Raw genomic sequence first — 21,963 nt, 5'->3', positions numbered from 1 at the left:
GCGCAGCCTCGATGCTATTCTGGAGACTGGCAGCGGAGCACGGTTGGGTCGCGCCGTTCGCGGAGGGCAACCTGCTCGAAGGCGGTGGGGAGTTCGTCGACCGTGTTGAGTTCCTCGGTCGCGTATTCTCCCTCCTTCAGATGGATCGTCCGGCCGATCAGCCTCGAAACGGCTTTCGCGATCCCGGTCGGATGGAGTTCGTCGCGGGGGACTTTCGTCGAAGAGACCGGGACGCCCCCCGAGCAATCGGTCGGGAGATAGATCGCTCCGGTCGTGAAGTCGACCGCGAAGGCGATCACGCCCGGGATGACGAACAGGAGCAGGAAGATCCCGTCGAGAGCGAAGACCTTCCAGTCGATCGGCCCGCCCGGCTGGCCGCGGCGCTCCGGGTAGAGGATCGTGCCGCAACCGGACGCGGGGGCGGCCAGGGCGAGCAAGAGCAGACGGCGGAGCAGAGTCCGACGTGACCAGGTTCGAGGCATCCCTGCCGACTCCCATTGACCGCGATCATCCAGTCGATCGTGGCGAAATTTTAGCCCCGTCTTCGGGGCCCCAGGGAGACCAAGCCCAGGGTTGGGCCGGGAGAGTGCAAAGATTGCAACGCGTTTGCCTGGAGCGATTTGCCGCAGCGAATGACGGCAATCTGCTGCCGCACGATTCGCCGATCGCGACGCGGCCGCATCAGCGGACCACGCGCTCCGTCACTTCGTCAGGTCGTAGGTGATCGGGTCGTTGGGGCCCTCCTTGACCATGGCGGTCAGGCCGGAGGTGTCCATCGACCGGAACTTCGGCGGGATACCGGAGACCGTCTTGGGACGCGGCACTCCCGGCTCCGTCGGTTCCGGCTCCTTGGCCGTGATCGAGACCTTGTAGCCCGACGGCGTCACCGGCAGGGACGCAGTGAAGGTCCCGTCGGCGCCCGTCAGAGCGAGCCCCCCTGCCCCCTTCACCGAGTCGAAGAAGTTGACCTGGCACTCTCCGCCCGGAGCCTGCCCGGAAAGCAGGACCTTACCGCTGAGGGTTCCGATCGCGATCGGGGGGGGCCCCGAGCCGCCGCAGCCGGCAGCGAGCGATCCGACGCACAGGAGAGCGGTGGCCAACTTGAACGTGCGAGTGACGGGCATGGCGGGGAATCCGAGTTCGGAAGCGGCTCAGTGCAGTGAATCGAACACGCGGTCAGGAAAGGACGCGGCCGGGGTCGGCGGCCGCGTCCGACCGATCCGGGATCAGAACTCTCCGACCGGCTTGGAGTCGCCCCGCGACGCGAGCCGGCGGAGGGTTTCCATTTCCATCGAGTCGCCGAGGAAGACGACCGCCCCGTCCCCCATCAGGGCGTTGATTCCGCCGGTGTGGAACGAGTTCAGGAGCGTGTTCGCGTCGTAGGGGCTGTTGGCCTCGGCCGGGATCGCTGCGCCGTAGGTCCGGTAGTTGATCGAGTACATGACGCCGGTGACGCCCGTGCTCCAGGAGTCCGAACTGGCGGGGACGCTGGCCGAGACCGGAGCGGCGAACGTCACGCCGGCCCAGCCGCCGTAATAGGCGCTGCGGACGTCCGTCACGCCGTTCACCCGGCCGGACTGCTCGGCGATGACCATGATGTTCGACGAGCCGTCTGACATGTCGCGGATCCGCGTAATCTCATTGCACAGCAGCGTTCCGTTGTTGACGTAGAAACCGCCGTAGTTGCTGGCCGAACCGACGGTCCGTCCCGCGGGATCGGGAGTCGCCCCCATGATGCCGACGTACATATGCATCAGCAGGTTCGACGTGTTGTTGCTGCCGCCGACCGTGGGGTTCAGGTCGCTGGAGGGACAGGTGTAGACCGGGATCGACAGGTTGTTGAGAACCGTGTTCACGCCGGAGGTCGGATAGGAACCGCCGCCGGTCAGCGGAAGGTTGAAGTCGAGCTTGTTGTAGAGCGGTCCCTGGTCGATGTACGGCAGGAGGTGTGTCCGCCAGTTGGTCCCCTTGTAGAAGACCGCGGTCGAGCCCGGCGGGAAGCAGAAATGCGTCTCGTGATAGCTGTGCATCGCGATGCCCAGCTGCTTGAGGTTGTTCTTGCACTGGGAAGCCCGGGCCGCTTCGCGGGCCTGCTGGACCGCCGGCAGAAGGATCGCCACGAGGACGGCGATGATCGCGATGACGACGAGGAGTTCGATCAGCGTGAAACCCCGGTCCGACCGGGAATGGACGAGGCGCGCACTCATATTCCGCAAACTTCCCTTAGGAGTGGACTCAAACCCTCACAGCGCGGAGAGCGAGTCATCGAGGTATAGCCCGGACAAGGACATCCGCTGGCATCGGCCGCGTGTCGCATCGTCTCGGAAGAAGACCAGATCGCCTTCGAACGGAGCAGAAAGCAAACTTCAGACCAGCGAGGCTAACTTTCGAAACTGTGAGGCAGGGAGCGTTTAACGTCCCTGGAATTCAGTAATTGCCCCGATTGCCATCCAGCGTCCAGAGTCGGCCGGTTCCTTCGACTGCCGCGCATGCGCGCAGGTCTGCTGGAACTGCATAGTTTTCGATCATCCCGGAACGCCACTCGACCTGCAGAGTCATTTCGCCGCCTGGGGGCATGCGGTTCCGCGAAAAGATCCACTTCCGCTCGTTGCTCGCCATGTAGCCGTCCCCGGCGGTCACAATTTGGACCTGCTCCCCCTGCCCCGTTGTCAGGCGGAGGATGGCGCCGACTGCGTCCCGGCTGCCTCCGCGGGCCGAGAGGGTCACCGACAGCGAGTCCGCTCCGGCGGTGGTCTCGTTCGTCAGCAGACGAGACGGGGACTCCTGGTGGCCGACGGCGAAGTCGTCCAGACCGTCACGGTTCCAGTCGAGCCGCGCCAGGCCCCGCCCGAGGGCTTTCTGCTGGAACCATGTTCCGGCTGTGGCGGAGACCTCGTCAAAGACCGCACCGTTCCGATTCCGGAAGACCTGCGGAGCCATCTCATAGGGGACATCCGGTCGCCGCTGGCGGGCGACGTGGCCGTTGACCACGACGAGATCGAGGCGGCCGTCGAGGTCGGCGTCGAGGAACTGCGTCCCGAATCCGAGGACCTTGAGGCTCGGAATCCGCAGACCGGCCTGCGCCGCGGCATCATCGAACAGTCCCCCGCCTCCCGACTGCTGGACGAAGAGCATGTTCGATTCGTCGTAGTAGTTCGTGATCATGAGGTCGGGGAGGCCGTCGCCTGTGGCGTCCCCCGCCGCGACGCCCATGCAAGCGAGCGAGCGTCCCTCGGCGTCGAACTTCACTCCCGAGAGGAGCGCGTCCTCGGTGAAGCGGGTCTCCCCCGCCCCGCGGCGGAAGTACAGGTTTCCGTCCGTGTCGTTGGCCACGAAGACCGAGCAGGCGTCGGACGGGTTGAGCCGTCCGACGACGATCCCCAGACCTTTGCCGGCGTCGCTCGCGAAGCCCCATTCCTGCGTGACCGGCTCGAAGCGGCCATCGCCAAGGTTGCGATAGACCTCATCCGGCGCGGCGGGGAAGTCGTGCGGGTCGCACTCCCGCGGACGGCCGTCCGGACCGCGGCAGAGCCGCTCGGTGACGTCGGCCCCTCCGAGATAGTTCACGACGTACAGGTCCGGGAGACCGTCGCCGTCGAGATCGGCGACAGCGGCGCTGGTCGACCAGGCGGACTCCCGCAGCCCGGCGGTCTCCGTCACGTCTTCGAACGTGCCGTCGCCGAGGTTCAGGAAGAGACGATTCCGGCCAACGTTCGTAACAAAGAGGTCCGGGAAGCCGTCGTTGTTGATGTCTCCGACCGCGGGCCCCTGGCTGTAACGGTCCTCGTTCAGCTCCGCCGTTGAGGCAACTTCCACGAAGCGGCCGTCGCCGCGGTTGCGATAGAGATGATCGAGGAACTCGCGCTGTCCGGCGGCGACCGGCCAGCGGGTTCCCTGGGGAAAGTGAAGATCGGGCCAGCCGTCCCGGTCATAGTCGAGGACCGCGACGCCGCCGCCGGAGAACTCGAAGGCCCGCCGGGCGTCCGCCCCCCCGAAGGCGGGATCGTGGCCATTCTCGTAGGTCATCCGGAGGCCGACGCGGTCCGTGTCGTCGCGGAAGCGGATCACGGCCGCCGTATCGGTCGTTGTGGCGGGCTTCGGAGACTGAGAGAGATCCGCCCCCTCCGGAAGCGGATACTTCGACAGATCGAATCGTTCGGCGAGGTTCTCCTCCGGGGCGACGCGGGAGATCGAAGTCGGGCGAACGTTCGGAGAGACGTCCGCCGGTCGGCTCGCGCCGGGAACACGGGCGGCGAGCCTCAGCCAGCCCCAGGCGTCCCAGTCGAGCCGGGCTGCCGTCGCGAGCTCGCCAATCCGCTCGGCCCGCGAAAAGTCCCCCGTGTTGCTCAAGCCTTTGACGGCGAGGAGATACTCCTGCAGTGTGGTGGCCCGCTCCAGGAACGGGTCGGCCTCGTCCGCCCCCAGTTGTTTCAACACGAGCCCGAGCTGATAGCACGCCGGCTGGTCGACCGGGTTCCGCTGGAGGGCCTCCCAGTAACAGCGGGCGGCCACCTCTTTCTCCCCCGCTTGCCGGGCCGCTTCGCCGCGAAGGCGCCAGACGGACGCGGACTCGAGCGTGGCCGGACTCAGCCCGCGGAACCACTCGGGGATGTCGCCCGACCGCTCTGCCTGCCAGAGGAGTTCTCCCCAGAGGGCGTCGACGAGCCAGTGGCGGTCGGGGGCCGAACGGAGCGGTGTCAGGAGGTTCTCGGCCTCGCTCGTCTGGAACCGGCGGAGGGCGATCGAGGCCCGGGCGATTGCGACGAGCGGATCGTCTGGAGCCTGCCGGGCGAAGTCGTCCACGACGACGTTCTCCGGAACATCGGTCCCCAGCAGTCCCATGACCATGAGGTCGAGCGATTCGATCGCGCTTCGCTGGAGCAGCTTCAGCCGGAGTCCGTTCGCCTCGACCGGCCGCCCCGTGATCGCCAGCAGCGTGGCCAGTTGACCGAGCATCGGCAGCGAGTCGGGATCGAGTTCCAGGGCGGCGCGAAACCGCCGTTCCGCTTCGCTCAGCCGCTTCAGCGAGACGAAGGCAGTTTCTGCAGCCGCGACGTGGGCTTCCCGGGCTTCCGGGCGCGTGGTGTCGATGCGGTCCCACCAGGCGACCGCTTCGGCGAACTCGCCCCGGGCGTGGGAACCGCGGCCTTTGGCCATCAGGGCGGCTGAGTTGGTGGGCTCACGTTTCAGGATGCCGTCGGCGGCGGTCTCGGCGGCGGTCCAGTCCGCGTTGGCGATGGCGCGGCTGAGGTCGCGCTGGAAAGTCGCGGCGGATTCGGATCGCCACCACATCAGTCCCGCCAGTCCCAGCCCGCAGACGATCAGCACGCGGAAGAGGGTCTTAGACGACATGAAGTGGGAGGGGCCAGCGGTGGCGAGGTTTTAATGCTGTGGAGCGAGCACAGTGTGACTGTATCAACTCTCGTCCGGCAGCGGCTGACATCAAGGCGTTCTGCCGTCTCGGAACGTGTCTTCGCCGGACGGACGCCCATAGCTCAAACCCAACGTGCCACGGCAGCTGGGGTCAAGGGGGCCTCGCCCCCTTGCCGCCGGAGGCACTTCCATGAGGAACCGTGGTACACAACGGACGTCCCCTTTGTGGTACCAGCGTTGAGGACTCCTTCAAAAGACACCGATTGCGATGCAATCCACGCGGGTTGGTGAGGGGGCATCCGGAACGCTGTCCGCGTTTGGACACGGCGCGCTTCAGACAGTCCTCGACGGCCAGGCCTCCGGCGGGCAAGAGGGCGTTGCCCCCTTGCATCCCCCACCAGGGGATTCCCCTGGACCCCGGTCAGACCAATGGCATCACCCCGGGGTAGAGCGATTCCCCCTCAACTCCTACGATTCCCGGTCCGGGTCTTTTCACCCGAACCACTTTGAATCCGCGACTCTCGTCCCCCCCCTCCCCACCTGCCATGCTCGACAGCGAAACACGCCAGGAGTGCGAAACCCTCTTCCAACGGATCACCCAACTCCGGGGGTCTCTTTGACTACGACGTCAAAGTCCAGCGAGCCAACGAGATCAACGACCTGATGAGCGCGCCGAACTTCTGGGATAACCAGGAGAAGGCCCAGGGACTCATCGGCGAACTGCGGCGACTCAACGGGACGCTCAAGCTCCTGAAAGACATGATCGGCGGCGGTGACGACCTCCAGGTCCTCATCGAGTTCGCCGACGCGGATCCGACCCCGGAAAACATCCAGGAGGTCAAGACGCAGCTCGCGCAGCTCCGCGAACAGATCGCCGGAGTCGAACTCCAGGCGAGCATGGCCAACCCTGAAGACGCCTCCGACGTCTACATCACCCTGCAGGCAGGCGAAGGGGGGACCGACTCCGCCGACTTCGCCGAAATGCTCATGCGGATGTACTCCCGCTGGGCCGAAGACCGCGGGTTCTCGGTCGAACTGCTCTACCGCTCCGACGCGGAAGAGGCGGGAATTCGGAGCGGCACGATCCTCATTAAGGGGGACTACGCCTACGGATATCTCAAGGGCGAGATGGGGCAGCACCGCCTGGTCCGGATGAGCCCCTTCGGCTCCGGTGACAAGCGGCAGACGTCGTTCGCCGCCGTGGATGTCATGCCGGACATCGGCGAGGACATCAACATCGACATCGACTGGGAGAAGGATGTCCGGGAGGACAAACTTCGTGCTCAGGGGGCCGGTGGACAGCACGTGAACAAGACGGAATCGGCCATCCGCCTGACCCACGAACCGACCGGGGTCTCCGTCCTCTGCCAGAACGAGCGGAGCCAGCACCAGAACAGGGCCCAGGCCAAGAAGATGCTCACCGCGAAGCTGTTCCAGAGGGAGCAGGAGAAGCGGGATGCCGAGCAGGCGGCGCGGCGGGGAGAGAAATCGAAGATCGGATTCGGCGGGCAGACGATCCGCAACTACGTCCTTCAGCCGGAGCAGTTCGTGAAGGACACACGGACAGATTTGAAGACGACCAATCCGACGGAAGTGCTGGACGGCAAGCTGGATCCGTTCATTGAGGCGTATCTGCGCTGGACGATCACGGGCTGAGGCCGGCGACACACGGCTTCAGCTGCCCTCCGGTTTACTGAGCCAAGAACCGGGGTCCAAGGGGAACCCCTGGTGGGGAGTGCAGAGGGGCAACGCCCCTTTGCCCGCCGGAGGCCTGGCCGTCGAGAGATGTCTGAAGGAGCACGTATCCAAACGCGGACAACGTGTCGTATGCCCCCCTCACCAACCCGCGGGGCTTGCAAAGCGAGCGGTGCGGTTTGAGGGAGTCCTCAGCGTCGGTACCACAAAGGGAACGTCCGTTGTTTACCACGGTTCCTCAGGGAAGCGCCTCCGGCGGCAAGGGGGCGTGGCCCCCTTGACCCCAGGCTGCCGTGGCACGTTGGATTTGAGGTAGCAGCGCCGTGCCGGCAAGGACGCCTCCCTCGCAAAACACACACTCTGCGGCTCAGTAGCGATGATTCGTGTTCCCAAGTCCTCTCACTGGAAGGGTTTGGAACACTAACCTTCACTAATCAGCAGCGACCTCTGCGCGGGAGACGATCTCCCATTCCGTTGCGGCATCAGAAGTTAAGAGCGAAGCCGCGCGCTGGCGCGCCCCTCCCCCCTACAACCGGCCCCACCAGACAAACCGGCACGATTCGCAGTTTCCTCACGTCCGGAGCAATCCGTACAATCGCACCCACGTCGCCGGCGTCACCGCCACGACACATGGGGTGCCTGATTGCCGGACCGTGTTGCGAGTAACGAGACCGACTTTGACCGCCGGGGCGTCGTGCGCCAGGTCTTCGAATCGATCATCATCCTCGGGATCTCGGTCACGCTCTTCCGGACCTTCGCCGCCGAGGGGTACCTGATCTCGACCGGCTCGATGGCCCCTTCCCTGCTCGGCTATCACAAGCGGGTCGAGTGCCCGACCTGCCACTACACCTTTCCGCGGGGAGTGCCGGTCGAAGACTCCCCGGCAACACTCAACGCCAACGTTCATGCCGACCCCGATCAGGTCGACTTCCTAACCGTCGACGACTTCGCCTCCTCGCGCGGGGAGTTCTGCAGCTGCCCCAACTGCGGGCGTCACGAGATCTCGCTCGCCGCGTTTCCGAAGAACGAGGGGGACCAGCTCCTTGTCCACAAGAACGTCTTCGACGTCCGCGATCCCCACCGCTGGGAAGTCGTGGTCTTCCGCAATCCGGACGATCCGGCCCAGCCCTATGTGAAGCGGGTGGTCGGGCTCCCCGGCGAGACCATCCGGCTCCTCGGCGGGGACGTCTACGCGGGGGGCCAGCTCCAGCGGAAGCCGCTCTCGGCCCAACAGGGAGTGCGGATCCCCGTCGATGATCACGCCTTCCAGCCGGACGAGACCGATCCGAACTGGCGGCCGCGGTGGACCGCGGCGCGGAAGGACTCGCGGTGGAGCACGAGTCCGGGGCGGATGGTGTTCCAGCCGGATGACGAGACCGCGGGGGCCCTCGACTGGATCCAGTTCCGCAACTGGATCACCGACGGGGGACGGCATACGACCGAAGTTCCACTCCTCAAGCGGTCGCTGGAACTCCCGGCCGCCGCAAACGGACTGGTTTCGTTCGATGCGAACCGCCGCCGTCTGATCGCCCAAGGGGCGATGCCTGCCGAGCTTCGCGACGAACTGCTGTCGCTCAATGACGACGTGGAGACCGACAAGGCAATCCTCGACCTCTTCGAGCGGTCGCACGTCGCTCCCATCACCGACACCTACGGCTACAACCGCGATGACGCGGCCGCGAAGGATTTTCCCGTCCATGACCTGATGGTCGAGTTCCAGGTGGAACCGTCGGACGAGGGGACGTTCGTCGTCGAGATGTCGGACGATCAGCACACGTTCGTCTGTCAGTTCCAGCGGGCCGAGAACCGCGTTTCGCTCCTCGTCGACCGCGAGACGCGGCCGATCCGTGAGGCCACTCTTCCGAAGCCGAAGGACGAGAAGGAGCGGAAGCCGCTGACGATCGAAATGTCGGTCATGGATCGTCAGGTTCTGGTCGCGGTCGACGGACAGGTTTTGTTTGAGCCGCTGATGTACGCCGCCTCGAAGGAGTCGCGGCCCTCCGCGCGATCGCCGGTCCGGCTGGGGGCTTCGGGAGGGGATGTCTCGATCCGCGACCTGAGGCTCTATCGGGACGTTTACTACACGCCGAAGCATGAGAGCGAGACGCGGGAGTTTGTCCTGGGGCCGAGTGAGTTTCTCGTCCTGGGAGACAACAGCCCGGTGTCGGTCGACAGCCGTGCGTGGGACCATCCGGCGATCGACCGCTCGACGCTGATCGGCAAGCCGTTCATCGTTCATCTTCCCTCACGGCAGGCGAAGATCGATCTGCTGGGGGAGTCGCGGTATATCCGGCTCCCGGACTTCTCGCGGGTCCGCTACATCCGCTGATCACGTCCTTGCCGGCGCAGCGTCCATAGCTCAAACCCAATTGCGACGGCAGCCTGGGGTCAAGGGGGCCACGCCCCCTTGCCGCCGGAGGCACTTTCATCAGGAACCGTGGGACACAACGGACGTTCCCTTTCTGGTACCAGCGTTAAGGACTCCATCAATCCACACCGCTTGCTTTGCAATCCCCGCGGGTTGGTGAGGGGGGCATACGCCCCCGTGTCCGCGCTTGGATGCTCACTCCTTCAGACATCTCTCGACGAGACGGCCTCCGGCGGGCAAAGGGGCGTTGCCCCTCTGCACTCCCCACCAGGGGTACCCCCTGGACCCCGGTCGGCTCCGTGATGCTTCTGGGCAACATCTCGGAATCGTCCGCATAACTGCGCCAGCCGACTCGCCCGTCTATCTTTCCGTGTTCCGGACATCCCCGTTTCAGTGCATCCGATCCGACCGCCCTCTCTAGCGTGGCGTAGGCTTTGAGGGTCATGCGGAGTGCCCGGCCGCGCAGGGTGCGCTCCGGACTCCCCGCATGCGCCAAAGGAGGCCAATGGTGGCGTACGTCTGGTGGGCACTGCTGGGAATGGCGGGACTGGGGCTGGCTACAGCAGGTGCGGTGCTGCTCGTCATCCGCCAGCGGAACATGCAGTACTGGATCCCCCAGTACGTCTTCCCCTCCGAGCCCAAGGAACGGACCGCCCCCGGCGAAGCGATCGATGTCTTCATCGCCATCGGCGACCACTACGAGCCCGAGTGCCAGAAAGTCTCCCACGAACGGGCCAAGGAGCGCGTCGCCCGATGGGTCAGCGAATACCCCCGCCTCTTCGACCGCTACCGCGACTCCTCCGGCCGCCCGCCGCAGCACACCTTCTTCTTCCCGCAGGACGAGTACCGGCCGGAATACCTCGATCACCTCAAGGAACTCTGCGACGCCGGCTACGGCGACGTCGACATCCACCTCCACCACGCCCACGACACCGCCGATCAGCTCCGCGAAAAACTCGATGGCTTCCGCCAGACCCTCTACCACCGCCACGGCCTCCTGCGGAAAGACCCCGCGACGGGCGAGATCGTCTACGGCTTCATTCACGGCAACTGGGCCCTCTGCAACTCCCGCCCGGACGGCGACTGGTGCGGAGTCGACCAGGAGCTGACGGTCCTCCTGGAGACCGGCTGCTACGCCGACTTCACCCTCCCGTCCGCCCCAAGCGCCTGCCAGACCTCGACGATCAACTCGATCTACTACGCCCAGGACATCCCCGGCCAGCGGAAGTCACACGACAAGGGACTCCGCTCCCGAGTCGGATTCACGCCGCCGCGGGACCACCTGCTTATGATCCAGGGGCCGCTGGGCCTCGACTGGCAATCCCGCAAGCTCGGCGTAATTCCGCGGATCGAGAACGCCGACGTCCACGCCGGTCGTCCCGCCTCCTGGCGACGGATGCAGCTCTGGCTCCAGGCGGACGTCCACGTCAGCGGACGGCCTGAATGGAAGTTCGTGAAGCTGCACACTCACGGCTGCAAGGACGGCAACATCGATACCTGGCTCGGTCCCGAGATGCAGCGGTTCCATGAGGAGCTCGCCGCGCAGGCCAAAAACAATCCGCTGTTTCGCTACCACTATGTGACCGCCTGGGAAATGGCGCGACTGGTTCACGAGGCCGAGGAAGGGGCCGCCACACCCGATCTGATCCCCGCTGCTCGCGCGGCCCGCTCGAATCGCCTCGAGCTCGCGCCGAGCCGATAGGCCCCGCCATGTCGACCACCCTCGCTCCCCGCCCGACCTCCGGCCCCGCCGCTCCCCCGCCCATTCGGACGTCGCGGCGGTCCTTCCTCACTCCCCGCCGCCGGCGGACGGACGTGGCCGGGACGGTCCGCGTCGACCAGGTCATCACCTGGCTGTCCGTCGTGAACCTCGTCGGCGTCGTCGGCGTGATGGCCCTGCTCTGCATGGTTTCCGACGAGTGGTGGCTGAGCGCAGCCCTCTCGTTCCTCCCCCGCGCCCCGTGGGGTATTCCGGCCCTCGTACTCCTCATCGCCTCCGCGTTCCGCGCTCCCTGGATGATCCTGACGAATGCCGCCGCCCTGCTGGTCGTCGCGGCGCCGGTCATGGGATTTACCACTCCCGCCGCGGCCGTTCCTCCCGCTCGGGATTCGGCCATCACCGTCGTCTCGTCGAACATCCAGTTCGGTTCCGGCCAGCCGCTGAAGCTCGGTATGGAATTCGACCGGCTCCATCCCCAGATCCTGATGCTCCAGGAGGCCCACGCCGGAACCGAGACCTTCACGAAACAGCTGGCCGGCTGGTCCGTCGTCCATGTCGGCGAGTTCCTGGTCGCCTCGCCTCACCCGGTGCGGCTGATCGAAGAGTTCCGCTTCGAGCCTTTCGAGCGCCGGGCGGCGATTCTGTGCGAGGTGGCCCTTCCCTCCGGCCCGGTCCGGGTCTGCGATACGCACCTCAATACGCCCCGTCACGCCTTCGGCGAGCTGCATTGGCACTCACCGCTTACAGGAGCCGGGATCGAGGCGGTCACGGAGTTCTTCGCTCTCCGGAAGCAGGAAGCGGCTGAGCTGAGGCGGTTCGTCGAAGAGGGTTCGGCCGGGCTCCCCGTGCTGATCGGCGGCGACTTCAACACGCCCGCCTTCAGCAGCACGCTCACGACCACCTGGCAAGGGTTCACGAACACATTCGAGGCGGCCGGTTTTGGCTACGGCTACACAAGCCCCTGCAACACCGACTCCCGCTGGCCGCACAATACGCCCTGGGTCCGGATCGACCACATCTTCGCGGGGCCCGAATGGAGCGTTCACGAAGCGGGGATCGGCACGACCGACGGCTCGGACCACCGGCTCATCTACTCTGTCGTCAGCCCGGACAGAATCTGACCGACTTCGGCGGCGCGCCCGCGGGCGAGATGCCACTTCAGTCGTTCTGGCGTCGATCCTCGGAACGGGGCGGCGGACCATTCTCACCGGGCGGGCGTCGGTCATCCGGCCGGAACCGGTCGCGTTCTCCCCCCCGGAATTCCCCGCGCGGGCCGTCCGGCGGGCCAAACTCTCCCCGCCCCGGACGACGGTCACCTGGACCGAAGCCATCGGGACGTCCCATCCCTTCCGGTCGTCCCGGCGGACCGTCGGGACGCCGCTGGAAGGGGGCCCACCGCTTTGTGATCTCGTCGAATCGGTCGTACTCCGTCCGAAAATCGCGGAGCACCGACTCGGTCTTGCCGAAAAACGACATTCGCAGCGCCGAACGAAAGTCGTCGGCCGACAGTCGGGAAAGCCGGTCCTGCTCCGCCTGGCCGAGCGAGAGGAAGTGCGATTCCAGTTCGCTTTCGCCCGCCTTACGGGTCATCAGCTCGCGCCGCAACTCCAGCCGGACCGCGTTGAGGAGCCGCCAGTTCAGACCGACCGCCATCCCCCACCGCCCCCGCGGCATCTGCATCGCCTGCTGAACCATCATCCGGATCCCCGGATTCTGAGCCCGGCGGGTCAGGTCGTCGAACAACCCTTGCGACCACGGCGGAGGGAGCGTGGCCGGATCCGGCTGGGCCGGGAACTTGGACGAGAGCTTCGTAACAATGAAGGCGTCGCGGTAGACGGCGGGTCTCGACTTCAGGCCCTCGAGAGTCGCCTCGTCGTCGGACGAGAGCGTCGGTCGGACGTGCTCCTCCACAATCGAGATCACATCCGCCAGCTCGGCCCGGCTGATCTTCAGGGGGCCGGACATCTCGGCGAGCTCAGGAGTCTTGCGGGCCTGCTGCTCGCTCAGGATCGTCCGCATCGCCGTGATGCGCTCGGCCGGGTCCGTCGTGGCGGAGAGCTGTTCCCGGCTGGCGGCCGGGATCGTCGAGATCCAGGCCACATAGTCGTTCATCGCGCTCGTATTGAGGCCGTTCTTCGTCTGCCGATCCTGTTCGAGGGCGCGGTACAGCGTCCGGAGCCGGCTCTGGGCCTCGGGCGTCAGGGCCTGGTAGGCCCGGAACTTCTGATCGAGACGCGTCCGTTCAGAGGGCGACATCTCGGCGATCCGGTCCCAGTTCTTGCGGACATCCGGGCGTTCCGGCGGCATCAGGACCGCTCCGCCCGCCACTCCCGCGGCAGCCGCCACCATCAGCACGGCGAATCCCTTAGCGACGCTCACGGCTCACCTCCGATCGGACCTCCTGCAGCAGCAGAGCGTCGCTCGACAGCTTGTCGAGGAACTGGACGTCCCCGACTTCCGTGTACTCGTCCATCCGCTCGATGATCGGGAGGTCGCGGAGCATCACGTCGGACTCGAGGGGAACGAAGCGGTTCGCCGCAGCGAACCCGGCGAAGCCCCCCACCGCCACGAGCACTACGGCTCCCATAAGCGGCATCAGGCTGCGGAGTTTTTTGGCGAGCGGCGTCTGCGTGTAGTCGACCTTCACCTCGGTCATGCGGGCCGTGGCGATCGTCTTCTGCGTGAACTCCGCCGAGGCTTTGGGCCGGGGGAGCAGGTCGAGCAGGTCGTAGGTTTTGACGAGCAGTTCCACGTCGTTGCGGGCGACGGGGCTCTGGCTGAGGACGTCCTCGATCCGCTGCGTGGCGTCGTCTTCCAGTTCGCCATCGAGGTAGGCGACGAGGTTGTTGCGTTCATCGGTCGAGAGGCGGGTGAGTCGGCTCATCAGGTCCTCACTTCACATAGGATTCGAGGACTTCCCGCAGCTGTTCGCGGGCCCGGCTCAGCAGCGACTTGACCGCCTGCGGGGTCATCTCCATCGCCAGTCCGATGTCTTCGTAGCTCAGCCCTTCGAACTTGTGCAGCAGCAGTCCCATCCGCTGCCGTTCGTTGAGCTGGCCGATGGCGTCCTGGACCCGTTCCATCAGCTCGTTCTTGGCCAGTTGCCGGGTCGGCATCATGGCGGACTTTTCCGCGAGGTTCGCTTCGACACCCGTCGACTGAGCGCCGGAGTCGGCGGGGGCCAGGGCGACCTCCTTGCGGCGTCCTTTGGAGCGGCGGGAGTTGCTCGCCAGGTTGTGGGCGATGCTGAAGACCCAGGTGGAGAACTTGGCGTTGGCCTCGTAGCCGTTGCGGGCCCGGTAGACCCGCAGGAACAGTTCCTGGGTCAGGTCTTCGGCGGTCTCGCGGTCTCCGACCATGTTGGTCAGGAGGCCGATCAGCCGGTCCTGGTAGTTGGAGACGAGCTGGCCAAACGCCTGCTCGTCCCCTTTTTTGACGCGCAGCATGAGCTGGACGTCGGGATCCTTGAGGTATGGCGAACTCATCGTCCCTGTGACCACACACGTCCCCGAAGAGGTGATTCCCACGATGCCTCGATTCAGGTGCGGAAGGGTCTGGGGATTCAAACCCCGCGACGGACAAGAAGTTCCGTCGGATTCCGGCCTGGACCGTTTCCAGATGATATCGCGGTGTTGGACGCGGTACCAACCGGGAGGAACTCAGCATCGTCCACCGACCGGGTCCAGGGGCACCCTGGTGGGGGATGCAAGGGGGCGACGCCCCCTTGCCTGCCGGAGGCCTGGCCGTCGAGAGATGTCTGAAGGAGCACGTGTCCAAGCGCGGACAACGTACCGGATGCCCCCTCACCTAACTCGCGGGGATTGCAAAGCGAGCTGTGAGTCGTCAACGCCGGTCCCACAAAAGGGACGTCCGTTGTGTACCAAGGTTCCTCATGGAAGTGCCTCCGGCGGCAAGGGGGTGAGACCCCCTTGACCCCAGCGACCGTGGCACGTTGGGTTTGAGCTATGGACGTCGTGCCGGCATGGACGCGGTTCGAGCCGGCGCGATGAGAAACCCGCACCCCATTGACACGCCCCCGGCCCCATTCGACATTCAGCGACAGTGTCCTTATCCCCCGGTTGGAACCATGTCGCTCGCGGACCGCCTCCCCCGAACTGTTCAAACAATTCTCAACGGCGTCGAGAAAGGGTGGCACCACGGGATCCAGCTCTACGTCTCACGGAATGGGGAGACGATCGCCGACGACGCGATTGGAACCGGCGGTGAGGTCGACGGAAAACCCCGCCCGTTCGACTCCCGCACGCTCATGCTCTGGCTCTCCTCCGGTAAGCCGGTGACGGCCGTCGCGGTCATGCGGCTGGTCGAGCGGGGACTCGTCGATCTCGACACCGCGGCGGCGGAATACGTCCCGGAATTCGGCACGCGAGGCAAGGAGCGGATCACCCTCCGCCACCTCCTCACACACACCGCCGGGCTGGAGCCCGTCCTCTCCGGATGGCCGCACCAGCCGTGGGATTCGATCGTCCAGCGGGTCTGCGAAGCGGGGATCCAGGACGGCTTTGTCGTCGGAGAGAGCGCCGCCTACGACCCGGCCCGGACCTGGTTCCTCCTCGGAGAGATCGTCCGCCGGATCGAAGGCCGGGACATCGAGCATGTCGTCCGGGAAGAGATCCTCGAACCGCTGGGGATGACCGACTCGTGGATGGCAATCCCCAAGCAGATCCACCGGGCCTACGGCGACCGGATCGGCGTCATGTACTCGGTGAAGGACGGCTCGCTCCACGCCACCCACGGACATCAGGAAGACGTCTGCCGCGCCCCCTCCCCCGGCGGGAGCTGTCGCGGACCAGCCCGGGAGCTCGGGCGGTTTTATGAGATGCTGCTGGCAGGCGGCCGCGCCGGAGAACGGCAGATCCTCGCTCCGGAAACCGTCACCCTGATGACGCAGCGGCACCGCGAGGACCGCTTCGATCAGACGTTCAAGCACCGGGTCGACTTCGGCCTGGGGGTCATCGTCAACTCGAACCGCTACGGGCCGGACACCGTCCCGTACGGGTTCGGCAGGCACAGCTCGGATCGGGCCTTCGGCCACGGCGGCGCTCAGTCGTCGATCGGGTTCGCTGACCCAACCCACGGGTTGGCGGTCGCCGCCGTCGCGAACGGCTGCCCCGGCGAACCGGCGCACAACAAGCGTTTCCGGATCATGCTGACGACGCTCTACGAGGAGCTCGGACTCAGCGGTGCCTGACCGCTGACAGCGGCTCTACAGCGATTCCCCCTCAATCGCCTGCACGGGAGCCATGTTGAGCCCCTGCCAGTGCAGCCGCTTCCAGGTCTCCCACTTTTTGAAGGCCAGATCGCGGGCCTCCGGCGTCTTGAAGCCCGCCGTTTCCGGCATGTAGAGGAATTTGTCGCTGCGGAGTGGCTCGAAGCCGAAGGCGGCCGGCGACTGCTTCGTGAGATGAATCGCCGCCAGCAGGGCGACATCCCGGATCTCGGTCGTCACGTGGACCCGCTGTCCATTCGTCGTGTTGCTTCGCTCGTAGAAACGCGTCGAGTCTTCGAGCAGAGGCTCCAGGACTTCCAGGTGGTCGACATCCCCGCGGCGGGCGACGCTCAGGATCGCCTGGGCCACGATCGTGTTCTTGTCCCCCCGCCCTTCCGAAACGGCGGAGACCATCTCGAGGGCCGGGACAAGGATCTCTTCCAGGTCGTATCGCTCCGCCCAGTGGAAGCGACTCTCCGGCGGCGCCGCGTCGGGTCGCTTGATCCACTGCCCCAGGAGCCGCTGAAGCTCCTCGTGATAGTCGCCGTGAAGGATGGCCGACTGGGTCGGATTCAGCCCCAGAAGGCTGCCGACCCCCTGCTGCGACGTCCGGTCGACGCGGCACTGGGGCGACGAAGAGAGATACAGGATCGTCGCAAAGGTCACGACGTCGAAATGCCGCGAATCCTGCTGCCAGGGCCCCAGATCGGCGAGGACTTTTTGAAGCGTACCCTGGAGCGGCACGTTTCCGGCGGCGGCGTCCGCCATCGCGTCCGGATGCGCGAGGAACATCGCCAGGTAGAGGGCGAGCGCGCCGTCCGAGTGGCCGACCACCTCCGAGAACCGCTCCCATCCGGCGGGAATGAACTGCCGGTCCCCCGTCTCCCGGAACCGCTCGAACTGCCGTTCCAGCACCCGCCGCTGCACGATCTTCAGCAGACGCGAGGCCCGGGCCTGGAGCTCCGGGTCCTTCGATTCCGCCCCCGCCTGGAGCGCGGGGAACAGCCCTTCGGGATTGTCGAGGATCTTTCGCTCGGCGGCGTAGCGGTCGGAAAAGCGTCCGGCGCCGAGTTGCCGGATCACCTGTTCCGGACTCTCTCCGCGGGCCGAAGACAACGTCAGGGTCGCCCCTGCCAGGAGGGCGGCCGAAAGCCATGATCGGCGACTGATCCCCATCTCACCGCCTCCCCGCGTCGCACTCGCCGTCCTGCCGGACCCGAGGGGCCGCGAGCACGCGGCGATCTTCGGCCTGCCAGAACTTCGGATCACGAGCCGTCCTGCTCGATCCATTTCCAGTGTACTCCCGGCCGCCGGACCGGGCGAGACCGTTCCGCAGGCCGAAGAAGAGTTAAACACCAAGACACCAAGGAGGCACGAAGAACACCAAGGGTCTTCTGTGGCCTTTGAGGATCTCGGTGCCTTGGTGTTTAACACCCCGGTCCTGCCCGGCGGAGGCGCGTCGAAACGCGTTCGCTCTCCCCGAATAACGCCGAACTGCGCCCCCCACTGTCAAGAGATGATACCCCTATGCGCTAAACGCCTGTTGCTGGTCTTCCCGGTCGGCGCCTAGAATTCCCCCGCATCTTCGCGGCAAGTCGTCCCATCCATCGACCGTCAGCGTTTCCGGGCAGGGGCTGCCCGTTTTCCGCCCCTATCCTGGCGCAGACGTTGCTAGCCGATTTCGGGGACGGAGACGCGAACGTCATTCGACCAAAGTCCATCCCATGTCCCGCCCCCAATTCCTGGTCTACGGCCGATCGGACGCCTGCCTCGACGACGTCGTGGCGGGGCTGTCGCGGCATTGCGACGTCCGGGCGGTCCACACCCTCCGCGAAGCGATCACCGCCCTCCAGTCCGGCGGAATCCACGGTTTCTGCGTCCTCAACGAAGGAATCGCCTCGAGCGAGCTGCTCCTGGAGGCCGGCGGAATCCTGCGGGAGCTGCCGCAGGGGATCGCCGTCCTCGACCCGCAGGGGAACATCCTGTGGGCCAACGGCCAGTTCCGCGAGCTGACCCGGGCGGAACAGGATGTCGTCGGCAAGGGGCTGTTCGACACCCTTTCCGGCTACGAGTTCCTGCCGGGCGAGTACTCGCCGGTCCAGGCCGCCCTTCAGTCCAACCAGCTCGCCTCGGCGACGCTCAAGTCGAGCGATTCCACCTTCCTGACGATCGAAGTCAAACCGGTCTCAGAATCGGCCTGCGCCGGACCGGCGCTCCTGCTGGCGGTGGTCCACGACGTCACGGCCTCCTGGTCGGCCCGCCAGAAGATCGAAGCGATCTACGCCGCCGGATTCGAGCTGGGCGATCTCCAGCCCGAGGAGGTGGTCGACCTCTCGGTGGAGGACCGGGTCGAGCTGCTGAAGGACAAGATCCTCCGCTACACCCAGGATCTGCTGAAGTTCGAGACGGTCGAAATCCGGCTCCTCAACGAAGAGACGGGAATCCTGACGCCGCTCCTCTCCGTCGGGATGGGGACCGCGGCACAGCGGGAGCTGAAAGCCCTGCCGGAAGAAAACGGCGTCACCGGCTTTGTTGCAACGACCGGCCAGAGCTACCTCTGCATGGATACGCAGCGGGACTGCCACTACCTTCCCGGCGCTCCCGGAGCCCGCAGCTCGCTCACTGTCCCACTGGTGCTGCACGATCAGGTCCTCGGGACGTTCAACGTCGAGAGCACGAAACCGGACGCGTTCTCGGAAAGCGACCTGCGGTTCCTGGAACTGTTCTCCCGCGAGGTCGCGGTCGCGCTCAACACGCTTGAGTTGCTGGTCGCCGAAAAGGTGACCACGGCGGCCAACAGCACAAAGCAGATGCTGTGCGAGGTGGCCGACCCGGTCGACGAGATCCTCAACGACGCGACCTACATCCTCGACAAGTTCGGCGAGAAACTCCCCGCCGCAGTCAGCCGCCTGCAGAACATTCTGAAGCACACGCGCGAGATCCGGGACTCGATCCGCAAGGCGGGAGATGTCGCTGGAAACGGTGTCGCCAAGGGAGGGGGCGCGGGGCTGATGAACCAGTTCCAGTCCCCCAAGCTGCGGCACATGCGGGTCCTGATCGTCGACTCCGACAAGGAAATCCGCCGCTCCGCCCACGAGATCCTGGGCCGCTTCGGGGTCAGCGTCGAGACGGCTCACAACGGCGAAGAGGCTCTGATGATGATCCGGACGCACCGCTACGACGCGGTCGTAGCGGACATCCGGCTTCCCGACCTGAAGGGCTCCGAGTTCTTCCAGAAGGTGCTGGAGATCGACAGCCGCGTGGAAGTGATCCTGATGGCGGGCTTCGGCTACGACGCCAACCATTCGATCGTCAAAGCCCGGCAGATGGGCCTCCGCTCGGTGATCTACAAACCGTTCCGGATGGACCAGCTCGTGAAGGCGGTCGAGCAGGCCGGCGGCAATCCCAGTGGAAACAGCGGTGTCCACCGGGCGGCTCCGGCGCTGAATTGAGACTCGGCGCGGTTGGCTGTCGACGGCATTCGCGGCCCGGGCAACGAGGGGGCTGATGCCGTCCATCGGTGTTGGGGGGAGTCCGCATGCGGGGGTACATCTTCCAAGTGCTGGCGGCTGCGGCGGTGATTCTGTCGGCCGGCCGGGCCTCCGCTGAGCTGGAGGAATGGATCCGAGCTGTCCAACAACCCGGGAAGAGTTCCGAGCGGACGGCCGCCCTGGTGGCCATCCGCGGGATCGCCAAAGACCCGCAGACGCTTTCCGCGGTGCCGGCAATTCTGAGTTGCCTGAGGGACAAGGAGGCGAAGGTGCGGGAGGAGGCGGTCGCCGCCCTGGGGTCCATTCTCTACCTCCAGAAGCAGCCCTGCCCGCTCGCCCTCGTAGAAATGCTCAACGATTCTGATGCGGACGTCCGGCTGGCGGCGTCCACCTACGGCGGGATCTTCTCCGAATACCCAGAGGGCTCACTGGTCATCTTCAAGAAGGCCGCGCGAAGTCCCGATCGCAACCTGCGAAGCAACGCCCCTCATCTCCTGAAAGTGGCCGGGGGCAACGCGCCCGAAGTTGTCCGCATCATGCAGGAACTGGCCGACGATCCGGACTGGCAGGTGGCAAACAACGCCGAGATCGCGCTGTGGCACGTTACAAAGAACGTCGAGCGGTTCACTCTGTTCTGCCTTCGCTCGATCGCGGCCTATCGGCCGGTCGAGGGAGATGCAGCGAAGGCGGAGAACCAGCAGCAGGCGATCCGGAATCTCCAGGCCGCTTCCCTGGTCGGGCTCCTGAAACAGGAGGCCCGGTCACAACCGGTGGAGCTCAGCCGAGCCCTGCTCAAGGGGTGCCAGCACCCGACGCCCGAGATCCGCAGCCAGAGCATCCGGACGATCGCGGCCCTGCGCAAGGAGATCGAAGGGATCAAACGGCCGCTCGACGAAGCGGGGCTGCAGAACGTTGTGCGAACTCTGGCGGACGACCCCGAAGACGAGGTCCGGCTCGCCCTCTCCAACTCCGGGTTGCTCCCGCCGCCCCGCTGACGGGGCCGGCTGAAATCCGAGAGTTGCGGTCGGCAATCGCCCGCGGTCGGGTTCTACAGCAGTTCGATCCCCTGGTCGGTGATCTGGTACGGGACGATCTCCTCAGAGCACTTGCTGCCGCGGTGCTTGGCGACGTACAGCGCCCGCCCCATCTTCGTCCCCTCGCGGATCTTCCCCATCAGGATGATCGTGTTCGCGTTCGACAGGACGTCACCGGTTTCGATCCGCCGCGAAAGAAGATCCTCCAGCATGACTTCGTGCGACGTGCAGAGGATCGCGCAGCCGAGCGACTCGTTGTCGTAGCTGTGGCGGGCGACCGCTTCGGCGTGCTCACGGTAGTGGGCCCGGAACAGGTCGCGGGCGACCCACTCCGCTTCCTTGCGGAAGATCTGGTGATAGATGTACTCGAACAGCTCGAACTGGAACGAGTCGCTGGCCCGGTCGCTTGGCTCGACGCCGTCGATGAGGCAGCGGCGGGCGCCGTGGATGAAGTTGCCGTAGAAGAAGGCGATCGTCTGTTCGAGCTTCCGGTTCAGCTCGACTTTCCATTCCCGCTGGGCGTCTTCGTCGAGGTCGGACATGGTCACCCGCCGTCCGGCCCGGTTGAAGAGGTGGGCGGAGTCGAACCGCGCCCGGTCCCGTTCCCAGAGGCGTTCGGGCGGGGCGTAGAGGTTGCTCGGCATCTCGCGGAGAGCCCAGTCGGCGATCCGCTCGGCGTAGTCGGCGTGGTTCTGGGAGTCTCCCCGCGACGTCAGGTCGAACAGGACGCCGCGTTCGCCTTCCTGTTTCAGGCCGGCGTTCAGGAACTGGATTCCGAGCTGCGTCTTGCCGATGCCGGTCGCTCCCAGGATCACGGCGAGGGTCCCGGGAAGGAGGCCGCCGTCGAGGAGGTCGTCGAGGCGAGGGATGCCGGTGGAGAGGCGCTGCGGTGCGGGCATGGGAAGTCAAAGATTGCGGGCAATGAAAACAGAAAGTTTGACGAACCACTCCCCGGTTGAGAACCGCCACCTGGTGGAATTGGCCCCGAGGTGGGCCAGTTCATCGGGTCCAGGGGCACCCTGGTGGGGAGTGCAGAGGGGCAAGGCCCCTTTGCC

The 21,963-nt window shown here is 65.8% G+C and carries 16 protein-coding genes; 7 read left to right on the top strand and 9 right to left on the bottom strand.

All coding sequences use genetic code 11. The annotated features are described in order from the left end of the window. Positions 1-14: 14 nt before the first annotated feature. The 4 genes from VT03_RS26135 to VT03_RS26120 all read right to left on the bottom strand — a co-directional run bounded on the left by VT03_RS26135 (position 15) and on the right by VT03_RS26120 (position 5,352). Positions 15-482 carry a hypothetical protein gene (locus VT03_RS26135; protein ID WP_156514763.1) on the bottom strand — a complete coding sequence of 156 codons (468 nt, stop codon included), beginning with the start codon at positions 480-482 and terminating at the stop codon, positions 15-17. 219 nt (positions 483-701) lie between these two features. Beyond that, the gene (locus tag VT03_RS26130; RefSeq protein ID WP_075095729.1) at positions 702-1,124 is read right to left on the bottom strand and encodes a hypothetical protein; all 423 of its coding nucleotides are present in this window, start codon (positions 1,122-1,124) and stop codon (positions 702-704) included. Positions 1,125-1,226: 102 nt separating this feature from the next. After that, positions 1,227-2,207, bottom strand: a complete 981-nt coding sequence (locus VT03_RS26125) for a DUF1559 domain-containing protein (RefSeq protein ID WP_075095728.1) — start codon at positions 2,205-2,207, stop codon at positions 1,227-1,229. Positions 2,208-2,427: 220 nt separating this feature from the next. Further along, positions 2,428-5,352: an FG-GAP-like repeat-containing protein gene (locus VT03_RS26120; RefSeq protein ID WP_075095727.1), complete on the bottom strand. Its 2,925-nt coding sequence runs from the start codon at positions 5,350-5,352 to the stop codon at positions 2,428-2,430. 566 nt (positions 5,353-5,918) lie between these two features. On the opposite strand from VT03_RS26120, the gene prfB reads away from it, so the two are divergent. The 4 genes from prfB to VT03_RS26100 all read left to right on the top strand — a co-directional run bounded on the left by prfB (position 5,919) and on the right by VT03_RS26100 (position 12,277). Beyond that, a protein-coding gene (prfB, locus tag VT03_RS26115) for a peptide chain release factor 2 (protein ID WP_156514762.1) occupies positions 5,919-7,029 on the top strand; the annotation gives its coding sequence in 2 pieces (ribosomal slippage) (positions 5,919-5,990 and positions 5,992-7,029; 1,110 coding nt in all). A gap of 682 nt (positions 7,030-7,711) precedes the next feature. Beyond that, positions 7,712-9,397 carry a signal peptidase I gene (gene lepB / locus VT03_RS26110; protein WP_075095725.1) on the top strand — a complete coding sequence of 562 codons (1,686 nt, stop codon included), beginning with the start codon at positions 7,712-7,714 and terminating at the stop codon, positions 9,395-9,397. A gap of 544 nt (positions 9,398-9,941) precedes the next feature. After that, on the top strand, positions 9,942-11,138 hold the full coding sequence (locus tag VT03_RS26105) for a hypothetical protein (RefSeq protein WP_075095724.1): 1,197 nt from the start codon (positions 9,942-9,944) through the stop codon (positions 11,136-11,138). Between the two features lie 8 nt (positions 11,139-11,146). Beyond that, positions 11,147-12,277 (top strand): endonuclease/exonuclease/phosphatase family protein, encoded by a 1,131-nt coding sequence (locus tag VT03_RS26100; protein WP_075095723.1) that lies wholly within the window; start codon positions 11,147-11,149, stop codon positions 12,275-12,277. Positions 12,278-12,314: 37 nt separating this feature from the next. Here VT03_RS26100 and VT03_RS26095 read toward each other — a convergent pair whose 3' ends face one another. From VT03_RS26095 to VT03_RS26085, 3 genes are read right to left on the bottom strand one after another with little or no spacing between them, the layout of a single operon-like run. Next, the gene (locus VT03_RS26095; RefSeq protein WP_156514761.1) at positions 12,315-13,535 is read right to left on the bottom strand and encodes a DUF3106 domain-containing protein; all 1,221 of its coding nucleotides are present in this window, start codon (positions 13,533-13,535) and stop codon (positions 12,315-12,317) included. Further along, on the bottom strand, positions 13,522-14,040 hold the full coding sequence (locus tag VT03_RS26090; RefSeq protein WP_075095721.1) for a hypothetical protein: 519 nt from the start codon (positions 14,038-14,040) through the stop codon (positions 13,522-13,524). Before VT03_RS26090 ends, VT03_RS26095 begins: the two co-directional genes overlap by 14 nt. A gap of 7 nt (positions 14,041-14,047) precedes the next feature. Next, on the bottom strand, positions 14,048-14,641 hold the full coding sequence (locus VT03_RS26085; RefSeq protein WP_075095720.1) for an RNA polymerase sigma factor: 594 nt from the start codon (positions 14,639-14,641) through the stop codon (positions 14,048-14,050). Between the two features lie 602 nt (positions 14,642-15,243). Between VT03_RS26085 and VT03_RS26080 the strand changes: the two genes are divergently transcribed. Further along, complete coding sequence (locus VT03_RS26080; protein WP_075095719.1) at positions 15,244-16,365, top strand: serine hydrolase domain-containing protein; 1,122 nt, start codon at positions 15,244-15,246, stop codon at positions 16,363-16,365. 15 nt (positions 16,366-16,380) lie between these two features. On the opposite strand, the gene VT03_RS26075 is transcribed toward VT03_RS26080, so the two are convergent. Next, positions 16,381-17,559 carry a hypothetical protein gene (locus VT03_RS26075; RefSeq protein WP_075095718.1) on the bottom strand — a complete coding sequence of 393 codons (1,179 nt, stop codon included), beginning with the start codon at positions 17,557-17,559 and terminating at the stop codon, positions 16,381-16,383. Between the two features lie 548 nt (positions 17,560-18,107). On the opposite strand from VT03_RS26075, the gene VT03_RS26070 reads away from it, so the two are divergent. After that, positions 18,108-19,835 (top strand): response regulator, encoded by a 1,728-nt coding sequence (locus tag VT03_RS26070; protein ID WP_075095717.1) that lies wholly within the window; start codon positions 18,108-18,110, stop codon positions 19,833-19,835. A gap of 86 nt (positions 19,836-19,921) precedes the next feature. After that, positions 19,922-20,869, top strand: coding sequence for a HEAT repeat domain-containing protein (locus VT03_RS26065; protein ID WP_075095716.1), 948 nt, complete (start codon positions 19,922-19,924; stop codon positions 20,867-20,869). A gap of 53 nt (positions 20,870-20,922) precedes the next feature. Here the strand turns inward: VT03_RS26065 and VT03_RS26060 are convergent, their stop codons facing one another. Continuing rightward, positions 20,923-21,807: an RAD55 family ATPase gene (locus VT03_RS26060; protein ID WP_075095715.1), complete on the bottom strand. Its 885-nt coding sequence runs from the start codon at positions 21,805-21,807 to the stop codon at positions 20,923-20,925. Between the last annotated feature and the right edge of the window lie 156 nt (positions 21,808-21,963).

Source organism: Planctomyces sp. SH-PL14 (genome assembly GCF_001610835.1).
Lineage (GTDB): Bacteria > Planctomycetota > Planctomycetia > Planctomycetales > Planctomycetaceae > Planctomyces_A.
Note: the sequence above shows the minus strand (reverse complement) of the source record. Positions and strands in the feature narration are given on the sequence as shown.